This is a genomic window from Spirosoma terrae, assembly GCF_010435915.1.
In the GTDB taxonomy this organism is placed as follows: Bacteria; Bacteroidota; Bacteroidia; order Cytophagales; family Spirosomataceae; genus Spirosoma; species Spirosoma terrae.
In genome coordinates, this window is the sequence record NZ_JAAFZH010000002.1 from 476,974 (window position 1) to 490,344 (window position 13,371).

The following is a 13,371-nucleotide window of genomic DNA, read 5'->3' on the forward strand; positions in this document are numbered from 1 at the left end:
CTATAAACAGGCTTTATGGCTTTGGTTTCTTTTTACACTAATGGTTAGTGTGTCGAAAGGACAGCATAGAGTAACGGATAGTTTACATCGCGAATTGAGTATATCTACTCAAGATACAAACAGGGTACTTCTTTTATCCGAACTCTCCCTCCAATATCGATTATCGACGCCCGATTCAGCCATGTGGTATGGCCAGAAAGCGTTAAGTCTGGCGCGCCAAATTAATTATCCCAAAGGCGAAGCCGACGCATTGGGAAGTATAGGGTTTGTGATGCGGGAAATGGGAAATTTACCGAACGCGCTAAAAGTTGAATTTAAAGCCATTCAACTTGCTGAAGAACATAACCAGCCCTATGAAGTTGCTCGCAGCCAGAATATTATAGGAAATATCTATCTGGATTTAAAGGATTTTTCGCAGGCATTGTCATACTATCACCGAGCCCGAAAAAAACACGCAGCTATTCATAACAGAACTGGTCTGGCAATTACAGAGTCAAATATTGGCAGTGCATATGAGCAGCTCAATCGCCTGGATTCTGCCTGGTATTATGAGCAACGAGCCCTTCGGGAGATGGTTCAGTTGAAATTAATTAACAATCTGCCCTATGTTTTGCGTGTTTTAGGGAATATTCAGGCTAAGCGCGGAAATTCTGATTTAGCCATGCACTATTATCAGGCTAGCTCAAACATCGCTTTTCAGGAAAATAGTCTGCGGAATATAGCTTTTGCCAACACGGCAATCGCCAGACTCTACCAGAAAAAAGGTCAGATCGACTCGTGTATCTATTACGCCAGAAAAAGCTTGTCGGAAAGTCAGAAAGGATCGTACAGGCGCGGAGTGCTCATGGCCAGTAGTCTACTGGCCAGCGTGTATGAAACTCAGGACATGAACGAAGCGGTGCGGTATTATAAACTGGCCGCAGTGGCGAAGGATAGTCTATACGGGGCCGAAAAACTACAGGCTCTTCAGACTATATCGTTCGAGGAAACAGAGCGACAACGCGACATTGAAATGGCCCAGTTGGCATACCAGCAGCAAATGAGGCAATATATTTTTGTGATAAGTTTGCTCATTCTTCTGCTGATAGCTCTCCTTCTTTGGCGCACCAATCTACAAAAGCAAAAGGCGAATGCACTTTTGTTTCAGCAAAAAACTAAAATCGTACAGCAGGCCGATCAGTTAAAGCTTATGATGCGGGAGCTTCACCACCGGGTGAAAAATAACTTCGCTATTGTAGCCAGTCTGCTCAAGTTACAATCCGTCCGATTACAGGATGAAAAAGCTATCCAGGCCATGCTGGCAGGCCAGCAGCGGGTAGAAGCTATGTCGTTGATTCATCAGAGGTTGTATCAGGGGGAACGCGTTACGTCTGTCAATATGGATGAATACCTAACCGATTTGGCTACCGGGCTCATGCAGGCGTATGATTACAATGCCAAGAACTTTGATCTCTATATTTACATTGAACAACGGACGTTGGATGTTGATGTGGCCATGCCGCTGGGCTTGATAGCCAATGAATTAATTACCAATGCGTTTAAGCATGCATACGGAGATGTACAACGACCCATGCTACGTATCGCTTTATTAAGACGGGATGGAATTACGCTGGAAGTACAGGATAATGGACGGGGAATCGACGCGGAAACCTGGCGAAAAATTAACAACCGGTTGTCGTTTGGGAAACAGCTAATTATGTCTCTCAGTGATCAGCTGGAGGCCGAAATCGACGTTATTAGTCAGAATGGTATGCTCTTTAGAATTCGGATGCCTATTCATCCCAAAGGCAACATGACCTCCGTTCTGCCCAAACAAACGGTACGTACTTCCTGAAATTCCTGGCAGGTTGTATAGCCCACGGATCGTTACGATACGTATCATAACAATCCGTGGCGCATGAGCTTGTGCTAATTGGTAAGCGCTATATTAACTGAAACAGGTCTTTTACGCCCAGCATACGCCGACTAATAAAGCCCTCCCCAAATTCAACACCAATCATGTGTCCATGTTCGCGGGTGCGTGCTTCAAGAAATTTCATAAACGGCTCACCCGAAATATAGCTTTGTGGCTCGTCGCTATCCGGATTGAAAAACTGACTTTTGTAAGCCTGAATGGCGGCTAATTTTTGATGCCAGTAGGGCGTTACGTCAACCACAAAATCAGGTTTTAGCGAACGATCCTGAATGAAATGATAAATGTATGTAGGGCGGAACGCTTCCTGCGGCTGACCATCTTTACCAACGGTTTTGATTTGCCGCAAGCCAGCATAAAAGCAGGCGTCGATTACAAGTTGAGCTGCTCTGCCATGATCGGGATGGCGATCATCGACCGTATTAGTTAAGATGATTTCGGGCTGATAGTGCCGGATGATAGGAATAAGTGCCATTTGATGCTCTTCGTCATTTCGGAAAAATCCATCCCGAAAGCCCATATTTTCGCGGGCAACGAGGTTCATAATCCGAGCACCTTCGGCCGATTCCTGGAGTCTGATTTCGGGTGTGCCGCGCGTTCCCAGCTCTCCTCGGGTTAAGTCAACACCAGCTATGGTTTTACCTTGTTCACTGAGCGAAAGAATTGTGCCCGCACAAGTCATTTCAATATCGTCGGGGTGAGCCGCAATGGCTAATACGTCAACCTTCATGTATCTGTTTATTAATAATTCGCTATTTGTGATAGCCTGCTACCTTGACAATCAAAGTCAGAAAGAATTTGTTCGTATCCCGACTACCGATCGGGTATCATTTTTTCAGCGGAAACCTATAATTTAGGCCCTGAGACAGCTATGTTTCAACCCACCCAACCCTATCTATGTCATATAAAGCCCTGGCACTTCAGCTAACCTGCCAACCAGTAAATGCCTGTCAAACCCGCGATGAAGCCGAAGCGGTAATGCTCAAAACGATTGACCGCCTGGAAAAAAAAATAGCCGCTTCCATTAATTTTATTGGCCGCGATACGCTTCTGGTTGTTGTACCAGAATATTTTCTAACGGGTTTTCCGATCAGCGAAACAACCGACCAATGGCGCGAAAAAGCCGCTCTCGATATTGATGGCCGCATTTATGAAGCGTTGGGGGCCATGGTGCAGCGGCAACAGATTTACTTTTCTGGCAATGCGTACGAACAGGACCCATTCTTTCCCGAACTCTACTTCCAGACTAGCTTTATTATAGGTCCCAATGGCGATGTGCTGCTACGTTATCGGCGTTTGAACGCTATGTATTCGCCAACGCCACACGATGTTTGGGAGCTATATATGGACGCCTACGGCTATGATTCGCTGTTTCCTGTTGTTAAAACCAATATCGGGAACCTGGCTTGCATCGCTTCTGAAGATATCTTGTTTCCGGAAGTCGCCCGGTGCCTGGCGATGCGTGGGGCAGAGGTATTGCTGCACTCAACATCAGAAATGGCAAGCCCATTGTTAACACAGCGCCACGTTGCCAAAGTGGCACGCGCTATTGAGAATATGGCCTACGTCGTATCGGCCAACACCGCCGGTCTAGCCGATAGCCCGATCCCGTTTGGATCAACGGATGCTGGCTCTAAGATTGTTGATCCGAAAGGTTTAGTGCTGGCCGAAGCCGGGTACGGGGAAAGTATGGTCGCCAACGCCGATATTGATCTGGCCGCGCTACGTGAATTCCGTCAGCGTCCGGCATCCGGTAATCTACTGGCTCGCCAGCGATCTGAATTGTATGCGCAGAGTTATGCGGAGCATACCATTTATCCTCCGGGCACTTTATTGAGTCAACCCGCTGAACGACAGCAGTTTGTTCGAACTCAGCAAGAGGTTATCAAAAAAATATACACGTAGCAATACCTCGTCTCTCTTTGACAAACGTAGGGAAGCTACTCGTTATTTGATTTCAGCCATTGGGGAACAGGATGGCTGGTTTGGTGAAGAACAGAATTAGGTTAGGCGACAGCACGTTCCAGTAGCTGAATGGTGCCTTTGTCGGCGTTTATTTCTGCTTCCAAACCAACTGGAATAGTGAACTTATCAGTAATATGGCCGATCATTGCGCCTGCATAAGCCGGTATATGTAAGGGTGTAATGTGATCATTTAGAACATCTTCGAATGTAAGAGAGCCGTAGCCACCGCTGCCTGCTTCGCAGGAAGTGCATTTCCCAAAAACAAAACCCGCTAGCTTGTCCAGTACACCCGCCAGCTTGAGGTGAGTTAGCATACGGTCTACACTGTAAATGTCTTCATGAGTATCTTCAACAAATAGAATTTTTCCTGCCCAGTCGGGAACGTACGGCGAGCCCAGCAAATGCGAAAGCACAGTCAGATTGCCGCCAACTAACTGGCCTCTGGCAACGCCCGAACGTAGCGTAAAGACCCGATCTTTTGTCTGTGTCAGGTTATCGTCTTTTCTCGCCGGATTTCGAAACAAGACAGACTCGCCATCCATCAGAACCTGGCGGAACCAGCCTACACTGAACGAATTCCACGTAACGGCCCCCACTGGACCGTGCATCGTTAATAGGCCAGTTTTAGCGTGAATGCCAAGTAACAAGGCTGTTACGTCGCTGTAGCCGATCAGGATTTTTGGGTTTTTCCGGATGAGGTCATAATTCAGAAGGGGCAGGATGCGGGCACATCCCCAACCGCCATGCATAGCCATAATCATGTTGACCGACTGATCGGCAAACATCCCGTTTAGGTCAGCAGCCCGGTCACTGTCACGACCCGCCAGATAACCGTAGCGATCGTAGAAATGAGGAGATAATTTTGTTTTCAGGCCCAGCGCTTGCAGCGACTCGATAGTAATTTGTACGGTTTCCCGACTATAGGCAGGTGCGGCCGGGCACACTAAACCAACGGTGTCGCCTGTCTTCAATCGGGGTGGTTTGCTAATTGTTGAGTGAGTATCTAGCGAGAGAAAAGGCGCAAAAGCAGCTGTTTTTAGTAGCGTACGACGAGTAGGCATGCGTAGTTATGGCGTTAAGATTGATATAAAGTTACTGGTTCACGCAGATGTCGCCTAGTTCTGATAACTAATTGCTGTTACGTTAGCTACCTGGCTTTTTGAATGGGGTGGATAGTATTAGGGAAAAATACTTACTTTACGGCTTCAATGAGAGCTTTATGCAACTAATTATTAATGAACGATCAAGTACGCCTAAATACCGTCAGATAGTTGACGCTGTCATGCACGGTATTGAAACGGGGGCTTTGCATCGTGATGAACAGTTGCCATCGATTAATGAGTTGAGTGGTGAATATGATCTGGCGCGTGATACGGTCGAAAAAGCGTACAACTTTCTCAAAAAAGAGGGAATTATTCATTCCGTAAAGGGAAAAGGATATTTTATCCGGCAGGAAGGGCCCGATCAGTTACGTGTTTTGCTGATTATCAATAAGCTCAGCGCTTATAAAAAAATCGTCTATTATTCGCTGCTCGATGCGTTAGGACCAGGGGCCGTTGTTGATTTACGATTACATCACCATAGCGTTTCGCAACTTGAGCATCTGTTGCAGGAGAATAAAGGACTATACAATTACTACGTTGTGATGCCTCATATTTATGCCAAATGTGCTACGTCTGGTCATGAGGCTACAAAAGTAGAAAACTTATTAGCCGCCATTCCTTCCGAGAAACTGGTGCTGCTGGATAAAGATCTGCCGGGTTTGAAAGGGGATTATATTGCGGTTTATCAGGAGTTTGATCGAGATATTTATGAGGCTTTGGTCGCTGCTTCGGACTTACTCGCAAAATACCAGAAGCTGGTACTGATCTTTCCAAAAGATGTACGGTATCCCGACGATATCGTACGTGGATTTCGGAATTACGCCGTGCATTACCAGAAGGAGTTTACGATCCTTGAGACAACGATAAATTATAGCATTGATACTAACACAGCCTATATTGTACTGGAAGACAGCGATTTGGCCGAGTTGGTTCGGCAGGCGCGTCGTTCCAGCTTAACATTAGGAAAAGACGTGGGGATTCTTGCCTTTAATGAAACGCCACTAAAAGAAGTGTTGGCCGACGGGATTACCGTTGTATCGACCGACCATGAACTAATGGGCCGAACAGCTGCCTTATTAATGCTGAATCACCGGGCCGAAAAAGTGAAGAACCCGTTTAAACTGATTCGCCGTAGTTCGCTGTAGGCCAGTTATTTCTGATACGTAAATTTGAGAATATAGCCTTTCTTTCCATCCCCTTCACTGGCAATAAACAGATCGCCATTGGGGGCGAAGCAGATGCCTTCCGGCTGCCGGAACTGCTTCGGGTCCAGCGGCTCCGAATACCGGATTTTAGCCTGCCGGTTTGTGATCACCAGGCGTTTCCCGGCCGATGTAAGAATATACCATTCGCCGGTGATTGGATGGACGGCAATGCCGGATGGTTTATAGGTTTTGGGGTCGATGCCAGCTGCTTCGAGCTGTTCGTCGTTCAGGCTCATATCTTTAAAGACAGCTTTGTTCAATAAATCGAACGAATAAACGGTTTTGTCGCTGGATGCCCCACCGTTTTTTACTGCTATCAATAGTCGTTTCGTTTTTGGATCATAACCAAGTCCTTCAACTTCGGTCTTTTTCGGTAAATCGGTTTTAGTACGGCCGATATCTTTTGATTCAGGTTTGAAGCGGAACAGGTTGCCGTTGCTTTCTAATACGTAGATGTCATCATTTACGTATTCAATTCCTTCAAAATCGCCGTATCCGCCAAAGCCAAACTCATCCGTAATCGATTTCTTCTTTGTATCATAGACAAATACGATCGCTTCTTCGTCCTGAACGCAAAGTAGCTTATCATCTTTATGATAGCTCAGTCCCGATATTTCTTCCAGCTGTTTGGGCAGCGTGTACCGTTCATCGGGCGTAGTGAGCTGGTAAGGAAGTTTGAAATCCGGTTCCAGTGTTTTGGTTTCTGGTTTTTCGTTTTTCGTTGACGATGTACCACAACTTATGAGCAACCAAGCAATTCCTATTAAAAGACGATTCATTGTGCAATTCGTTTTGCTGTAAAAATAGGGTTCTTTATTAGTTCAAACTACTCGAAGAGGAAACTTATGCGCTGGCTATTGCGGCTGGAAACGACACGGTTATACAACCGTTTCTTGTTTAGGAGGAGCCTACTCACAAATAGGTTTCATTAGGCTCATAATCAGAATCACGTCATTCAGAATCCTGAAACCGGCATTCCGCCGGTTTCTTTTTTGATGACTGACCGCTATTCTTAGTTTTGTATAATGACTTCTTCTACCTTAACATACCGTTTGACTAATCGACAAAAATGGCAGCTTGCGCTCAGTATTTTTGTCATTTACTGGCCCATTCGACTGTATGTAAATATTCCAGCCCATTACGTTAGCTGGAATTTTCTGGTTCGAAACATTCCGTTCTGGATTTTAGAAACGATACTCAGCGTTCTATTTTTTTATGCCTGGATCAACGTAACGGAATGGTTGCAACAGCGCTTTTTTAAACGGTTTGGCGATGGTTTTCTCATTGAATTCAAGATTCCGGCGCAACTCGCTACGTTAGGTATTGCCAGCGCTTTGGCCGTTGTTTTCAATATTGGCTTTTATACGCTCTGGCATAGTGTAGACGATACGCTCCAGCGGGGCTTTGGTCTGATTCGAGATCAGGAAGTTCGACCGCAGAAACCAACGCCACCGGTTTCGGAAGAGCGTCGGAAAAACCGTGAGCAACGCCGTCGAGTCAATAACGGTATGACCGTAATGGCTATGCTATCGGCGTTTTATCTGGCAGCCAACCGGCGGGCCTATCAGCGTCTTGAAGATGTTCAGATACGGGCTGAACGACTGGAGAAAGAAAACGTACAGGCTCAGTTTGCGGCCCTGAAAAGTCAGGTCAATCCTCATTTTCTGTTCAATAGCTTAAGTATTCTGTCATCGCTGGTTCATGCCGATGCCGATTTGTCCGAAAAATTCATTGATCAGTTATCCCGTGCTTACCGCTACATTCTGGAGCAGAAGGATAACGACCGCGTACTGCTCAAAACAGAACTTGAATTTATTCAGGCGTATCGGTTTCTGCTCAACATCCGCTTTGAAAACAAATTCGATGTCGTTATTAACGTACCGGAAGCCGACCAAAGTCGCTATAGTATAGCGCCGTTGACGCTGCAGTTGCTGGTAGAAAACGCCGTAAAACATAATCGGATGTCAACTAGAGAGCCGTTGCATGTGCATATTAGGCTGGAGGGAGACTGCCTGGTTGTGGAGAATAATCTGCAGACTCGCCCGCAGTCAGAAACATCAACTGGCGTCGGATTGAAGAATATTATTACCCGTTATGCTATGCTGACCGATAAATCGGTCTGGGTTGGTGAAACGGAAGGTAGTTTTATTGTCAAGGTTCCACTGCTTACCTAAACTGGCCAGTGAATGGCGAGCAGCCCTGGCTGTCTTTTCTATTCATTCGTCTGCTCTTTATGGATATGAACGTTGTAATTATCGAAGACGAGAACCTGACGGCTAAACGGCTCGAAAGTCTTCTGCACAAGTACGATCCTACGATCAACGTGCTGGCTCGTATTCCGTCTGTTGCTGAAGCCGTCGATTGGCTTAATGAGCCCACACGTCCGGCAATCGATCTGGCATTTATGGACATTCATCTGGAAGATGATCTGGGTTTTCGGATTTTTGAACAAACCGATTTAAGTACACCCGTAATTTTTACAACGGCCTATGACGAATACATGATTCAGGCCTTCAAGGTAAACAGTATTGATTATCTGCTTAAGCCGATCAATTATGATGAGTTGGTAGCTGCTATCGAAAAATACAAATCGCTGAAAAAGCAGTTCGGCCAGACTAATGCATCGCCAGATCTGGAAGCGATCCTGAACATGATTGGTAGACAGAAGACCGTTGAATACAAAGACCGGTTTATGATTACGGTCGGGACAAAAATCCGGAGTATAGAAACGGCCGATATTGCCTATTTCTTTCTGGAAGAAAAAGTGGTGTTTCTAGTTACTAAAGATGGGCTTACACTTCCTGTTGATTACAGTCTGGATAAACTAACGCAACTTCTGAACCCCCGTCAATTTTTTCGGATCAGCCGTCAGTTTCTGGTTTCGTTGCCTGCTATCCAAACAATTCATACGTTTTCTGCGGGTAAACTGAAACTCGATCTGGTTCCGAAAACGAAGCAGGAGGTTTTTGTTAGTGGCGACAGAATGACGGAGTTTAAAGAATGGCTGGGCAAATAGAAACGTAACAGATTATGTCTCCCCAGAGCTGATGATCTGATTGTTTTATCTACCACAGAGCGTTGACATCTCTGTGGTAAATAAACCGGTGTTAGTACGTAACACCTATGGAAAGGACGTAGCGTAGGAGGTCGTTACGTTAAGAGATTGGTTGGCGCTGACTGTATTTGGCAATCTTTGAAAACAAATCTTTGGGGTTGAAGGGCTTGGTTACGTAGTCGGCCATGCCAACCTCTACGGCCCGATCCCGGTTGCTGAACGTAGCGGAGGCTGTCAGAGCAATAATAGGAATGTCGGGGTTACTTTTTCTGATTTCCTGCGCGGCTGTGTAGCCGTCCATCACCGGCATTTGCAAATCCATCAGTACGAGATCAAACTGCCCGTCCCGGCATTTCTCGACGCCAATCTGCCCATTCTCAGCAGTATCGACGTTAATTCCCCACATAGATAGGAATTTAAGGGCCACTTTTACGTTAACGGGATAGTCTTCGACCAGCAGCACTTTCAATCCTTTCAATGTTTTGTTATCAACAGTATCAGTTGCCTGAATAATAGGTGCCGTTACGTTACTGATAGCCAGATCCAGCGTAAAAGAGAAGGTAGCACCTTTACCTTCCTGACTTTCTACGCCAATTTCGCTGTTGTGCAGTTCGAGTAGTTTTTTGGTAATAACAAGCCCCAGCCCGGTTCCCCCAAATTTGCGGGTTGTGGCTGAATTGGCCTGGGTAAACATGGTGAAGATAGCTTCCTGTTTTTCAGGGGCAATGCCAATACCCGTATCCTGAACGGATACGTAAATGCGGGCGCGATTTTCTGTTCGGTTCTCTAAGGACAACTCAATCGTTATGGTCCCGTTATGCGTAAACTTAATGGCGTTGGATACCAGATTGGTCAGGACCTGCCCAATGCGAAGCGAATCGCCGATAAGTGAGTCAGGGATATCATCGTCAACCATCAGCTTGATGCGGTTGCCGTTTTCCTGCGCTTTAGCTTGCTGCGCCCTTTTTATGTTAGAAACCAGGTGCTTAAAATCGAAATTGATTTCTTCCAGCTCTACTTTACCGGCTTCAATTTTGCTGAAATCAAGAATGTCGTTGATCAACGCCTGTAGGTGTTCAATGGAAAACTGGAGTGTTTTTAGGTTTTCGGTCAGTGTAGGCGGAACATCTTCCTGCATCATTAGATAAGTCATGCCAACAATGCCATTGAGCGGGGTTCGAATTTCGTGGCTCATCATAGACAAGAAATCCGACTTGGCCTGCGTCGCATTTTCAGCAACTTCCTTGGCATTCCGAAGCTCATCCTCAATGGTTTTCCGGTATTCGATCTGGCGTTGTAAAAACCCAACTAGTCCCACCAGGTTGTTAGGGTCGAAATCAACGATTGATTCACCTTCAGGAACCTCAATGGAGTGAATGGCTTCGATCAGTTTCTCTATCGATTGGCGTCTCTGACTTACTTCTTCCTTCAGCTTCTGATTTATTTCCGAATATTCACGCTCATTGAGCATGGCCGAATGTTCGAGTAGCTCTTTGTCGCGGTCAAAGCTAAGATACGACTCATTGACTGCGTGGATAAACTGCTGAAAGTGGGGATGTTCCAGACAGTCTGGGGTTAAATGCCTGTTTATTTGACGTTTAAGGATTTTGTGTAGAGAGTCTACCTCCATGAGCTATTGTTCGGATAGGATAGTTATGGTCATTGTTTGGTTGTGGAGTTCGCCCGGCGAGGCTGGTCCGGCTGGTGCTATTTCGCCGTACGAATAAAAGCCTGTTACGGCCGGCTCTGTACCGAAAATATCCCTGGCTACTTCAAGTTCTTCCTCAGTACGTTGTCCTAAAACCAGTTTACGACCAACACAACTAATTAATAAGGCTAATTCGGGGGAGGAGCCTAGTTGCTGAAGCGATGTTTGAGCTGCCGTAGCCGAAGCTTCAACGAGCCGGTCCATGTTGGCTCGCATGAAACGAACACGGGCTCCCTGCGGTATATCGCCCGCAAATGTCATGCTTTTGGTTTCCTCGTCGATGGATAAAATGGTACGTACCAGTGGTTTGGAATCGGGCGTGATACGTATGGAAAGTGGGAAGAGTAATGCCGTACCGGGCAAGCCGTCTACGTATTTACCCAGGTAATCTTTGTATAGGTCCAGCGCCATCCGATCATCGATCTGATACAGTACGTTATACGACGATTTTGTGACTTCGCGCTCCGGGCCAAATACGTCCCAGCCGCCCATTGACCCGTGCCCAATTTTCAAGGATGAGCCGTATAAGCCGATACCGACTACTTTACCTGGCTCGGGGTTCTGATTAGCGCCAACTAACGTTCGTTCAAAACGGTCGCCATCACCGGCGAGTCCACCAACCACAGGAACTAACCGGTTCAGACAGCGATTGCTGGCATCAATCAGATCGCTACCATTGACGACACCACCATCGGAGATTAGAATAATGGCCGCCAGGTTTTCGTCATCCAGTGAGCAGGCAATCTGTTTCCCGACTTCGTAGCTCTCCTTATAGTCAGTGATGTCGGTCTGAGCTAATCGAACCGTTGTTTTTTCGAACTCAATAGCGGTGACTACCAACGTATCGTCATACACTTTGTCAGAAAGTATTTCGCCGGAGGTGGAATTAATAACGATTTGCGCAGCCGGGTAGAGGTGCCGGAGATGGTTGTAGGAGGCAAGCGATTCCAGTAATTTACGACCTCCGAAAGCCAGTACTAGCTGTGCTTTTTCGGACTGGAAACCCGCTGTTTCTGAGACCGTTTCCCAGTTTCCATTGGCAAACCTGGCCTGCCCTATCTTCATGGTGAATAGTAAAATGTATTCGTTACGATCTAATATGGCTTTGTAAACCAGAACTCCTGAACGAAAGTAAATAAGTTTATAATTAAAACATAATGCGTACTATTGTTTTACAATTTATGTGTACTTTTTGGCTGTTTTTGTGAATAATTGTAGATAATGGCTAATGAAAACGTTGAGTGGAGAAGGCATCGTAAGTCCATCTAATGAACTAACTTACAACTGATGGTACGGGAAAGGGCAATCAGTTAAAAATGAGCCGTACCTTTGCGTGATAGTTAAAAATACAGAGCCGTTGGTTGGATTCTGTATGTTTTCAAATTGTAGATGGAAAATCCTCAGCAGCCTCCCCGAAAACGTGGTCAACGTTCGGATATTAATTTAACTGTCTCGGCACCAACTGAGTTGATGCTATTTTTGATTGAAAAACTGCCTTCCAAGAACCGGAACAATATAAAATCGTTGTTGCGGAATAAACAGGTTCTAATTGACGGCAAAGTCTATACGCAGTTTAATCATCCCCTACAGCTTGGGCAGACTGTTACGGTGGCAGCTAACCGGGCGCCAGAAACGGCGCAGTACCGGGGGCTAACCATTTTATACGAAGATGCCTATCTGATTGTAATCAACAAACAGGCAGGATTGCTGTCGATGGCCACCAACAAGGAAAAAGATCGTACGGCCTATAGCATTCTGAGTGATTATATAAAAAAGGAGAATCCTAAAAATCGCCTGTTTATCATTCACCGACTCGATCGCGAAACCTCGGGTGTAATGATGTTTGCCAAAAGCGAAAAAGTGCAGCGCCTTATGCAGGAATCATGGAATGCAACCACCAAAGAGCGTACATACGTAGCGCTGGTAGAAGGCGTTCCTGAGCCGCCAAAAGGAACCATTACGTCCTATTTGCGCGAGAGCAAAGCGCTAATTGTGTATTCAAGTCAGAACCCCAATAATGGGCAGTTGGCCGTTACGAACTACAGCGTTCTGAAAGCCGCTAACGGCTACTCGCTGCTGGAACTGGAACTGGAAACAGGACGTAAAAACCAGATTCGTGTGCATATGCAGGACATTGGGCATTCGGTAGCGGGCGACGCTAAATACGGTGCTGTTTCCGACCCGATTGGGCGCCTGGGATTGCACGCCGAAGTGCTTGCCTTTGAACACCCCATTACAGAACAGGCCATGCGTTTTGATGCGCCCGTACCGAAAAGCTTTCTGGCTGTTTTAAAGGGGAAAGAGTAAACAACATAGTAAACCAGCCGTCATCATCGCTTGGGAAAGTCATTTTAGGCCGACCTTTCCCAAGCTCAAACTCCCGCTTCAGCAGGCAAAAACTGGCATTCGGCCAGATTGATTTT

Annotated in this window: 11 protein-coding genes; 6 read left to right on the top strand and 5 right to left on the bottom strand. The window is 46.2% G+C overall.

Going from position 1 to position 13,371, the window contains the following annotated elements; all coding sequences use genetic code 11:
- Positions 1–181 precede the first annotated feature (181 nt).
- Complete coding sequence (locus GK108_RS06995) at positions 182–1,834, top strand: tetratricopeptide repeat-containing sensor histidine kinase (protein ID WP_163944893.1); 1,653 nt, start codon at positions 182–184, stop codon at positions 1,832–1,834.
- Between the two features lie 88 nt (positions 1,835–1,922).
- On the opposite strand, the gene bshB1 is transcribed toward GK108_RS06995, so the two are convergent.
- The gene (gene bshB1 / locus GK108_RS07000) at positions 1,923–2,642 is read right to left on the bottom strand and encodes a bacillithiol biosynthesis deacetylase BshB1 (protein WP_163944895.1); all 720 of its coding nucleotides are present in this window, start codon (positions 2,640–2,642) and stop codon (positions 1,923–1,925) included.
- A 167-nt stretch (positions 2,643–2,809) separates the two neighbouring features.
- Between bshB1 and GK108_RS07005 the strand changes: the two genes are divergently transcribed.
- Positions 2,810–3,817 carry a nitrilase-related carbon-nitrogen hydrolase gene (locus GK108_RS07005; RefSeq protein WP_163944898.1) on the top strand — a complete coding sequence of 336 codons (1,008 nt, stop codon included), beginning with the start codon at positions 2,810–2,812 and terminating at the stop codon, positions 3,815–3,817.
- Between the two features lie 101 nt (positions 3,818–3,918).
- On the opposite strand, the gene GK108_RS07010 is transcribed toward GK108_RS07005, so the two are convergent.
- A complete protein-coding gene (locus GK108_RS07010) occupies positions 3,919–4,938 on the bottom strand; it encodes a S66 peptidase family protein (RefSeq protein WP_163944900.1) in 1,020 nt (339 codons plus the stop codon).
- A 158-nt stretch (positions 4,939–5,096) separates the two neighbouring features.
- Between GK108_RS07010 and GK108_RS07015 the strand changes: the two genes are divergently transcribed.
- On the top strand, positions 5,097–6,125 hold the full coding sequence (locus GK108_RS07015; protein WP_163944903.1) for a GntR family transcriptional regulator: 1,029 nt from the start codon (positions 5,097–5,099) through the stop codon (positions 6,123–6,125).
- Positions 6,126–6,130: 5 nt separating this feature from the next.
- Here the strand turns inward: GK108_RS07015 and GK108_RS07020 are convergent, their stop codons facing one another.
- Positions 6,131–6,964, bottom strand: coding sequence for an SdiA-regulated domain-containing protein (locus tag GK108_RS07020; protein ID WP_163944907.1), 834 nt, complete (start codon positions 6,962–6,964; stop codon positions 6,131–6,133).
- A gap of 246 nt (positions 6,965–7,210) precedes the next feature.
- Between GK108_RS07020 and GK108_RS07025 the strand changes: the two genes are divergently transcribed.
- Positions 7,211–8,359, top strand: a complete 1,149-nt coding sequence (locus tag GK108_RS07025; protein WP_163944910.1) for a sensor histidine kinase — start codon at positions 7,211–7,213, stop codon at positions 8,357–8,359.
- 65 nt (positions 8,360–8,424) lie between these two features.
- Complete coding sequence (locus tag GK108_RS07030; RefSeq protein WP_163944913.1) at positions 8,425–9,201, top strand: LytR/AlgR family response regulator transcription factor; 777 nt, start codon at positions 8,425–8,427, stop codon at positions 9,199–9,201.
- 139 nt (positions 9,202–9,340) lie between these two features.
- On the opposite strand, the gene GK108_RS07035 is transcribed toward GK108_RS07030, so the two are convergent.
- Both GK108_RS07035 and GK108_RS07040 read right to left on the bottom strand, forming a co-directional pair.
- The gene (locus GK108_RS07035; RefSeq protein ID WP_163944916.1) at positions 9,341–10,870 is read right to left on the bottom strand and encodes an ATP-binding protein; all 1,530 of its coding nucleotides are present in this window, start codon (positions 10,868–10,870) and stop codon (positions 9,341–9,343) included.
- A gap of 3 nt (positions 10,871–10,873) precedes the next feature.
- On the bottom strand, positions 10,874–12,013 hold the full coding sequence (locus tag GK108_RS07040; RefSeq protein ID WP_163944919.1) for an FIST signal transduction protein: 1,140 nt from the start codon (positions 12,011–12,013) through the stop codon (positions 10,874–10,876).
- 324 nt (positions 12,014–12,337) lie between these two features.
- Between GK108_RS07040 and GK108_RS07045 the strand changes: the two genes are divergently transcribed.
- The gene (locus tag GK108_RS07045) at positions 12,338–13,255 is read left to right on the top strand and encodes an RluA family pseudouridine synthase (RefSeq protein WP_163944922.1); all 918 of its coding nucleotides are present in this window, start codon (positions 12,338–12,340) and stop codon (positions 13,253–13,255) included.
- The last annotated feature ends 116 nt before the right edge of the window (positions 13,256–13,371 follow it).

Bases quoted from the DNA above. Each gene is read 5' to 3' on its own strand.
- GK108_RS07025 (WP_163944910.1), top strand. From the start codon at position 7,211: ATGACTTCTTCTACCTTAACATACCGTTTGACTAATCGACAAAAATGG.
- GK108_RS07010 (WP_163944900.1), bottom strand. From the start codon at position 4,938: ATGCCTACTCGTCGTACGCTACTAAAAACAGCTGCTTTTGCGCCTTTT.
- GK108_RS07030 (WP_163944913.1), top strand. From the start codon at position 8,425: ATGAACGTTGTAATTATCGAAGACGAGAACCTGACGGCTAAACGGCTC.
- GK108_RS07020 (WP_163944907.1), bottom strand. From the start codon at position 6,964: ATGAATCGTCTTTTAATAGGAATTGCTTGGTTGCTCATAAGTTGTGGT.
- GK108_RS06995 (WP_163944893.1), top strand. From the start codon at position 182: ATGTGGTATGGCCAGAAAGCGTTAAGTCTGGCGCGCCAAATTAATTAT.
- bshB1 (WP_163944895.1), bottom strand. From the start codon at position 2,642: ATGAAGGTTGACGTATTAGCCATTGCGGCTCACCCCGACGATATTGAA.
- GK108_RS07045 (WP_163944922.1), top strand. From the start codon at position 12,338: ATGGAAAATCCTCAGCAGCCTCCCCGAAAACGTGGTCAACGTTCGGAT.
- GK108_RS07035 (WP_163944916.1), bottom strand. From the start codon at position 10,870: ATGGAGGTAGACTCTCTACACAAAATCCTTAAACGTCAAATAAACAGG.
- GK108_RS07040 (WP_163944919.1), bottom strand. From the start codon at position 12,013: ATGAAGATAGGGCAGGCCAGGTTTGCCAATGGAAACTGGGAAACGGTC.
- GK108_RS07005 (WP_163944898.1), top strand. From the start codon at position 2,810: ATGTCATATAAAGCCCTGGCACTTCAGCTAACCTGCCAACCAGTAAAT.
- GK108_RS07015 (WP_163944903.1), top strand. From the start codon at position 5,097: ATGCAACTAATTATTAATGAACGATCAAGTACGCCTAAATACCGTCAG.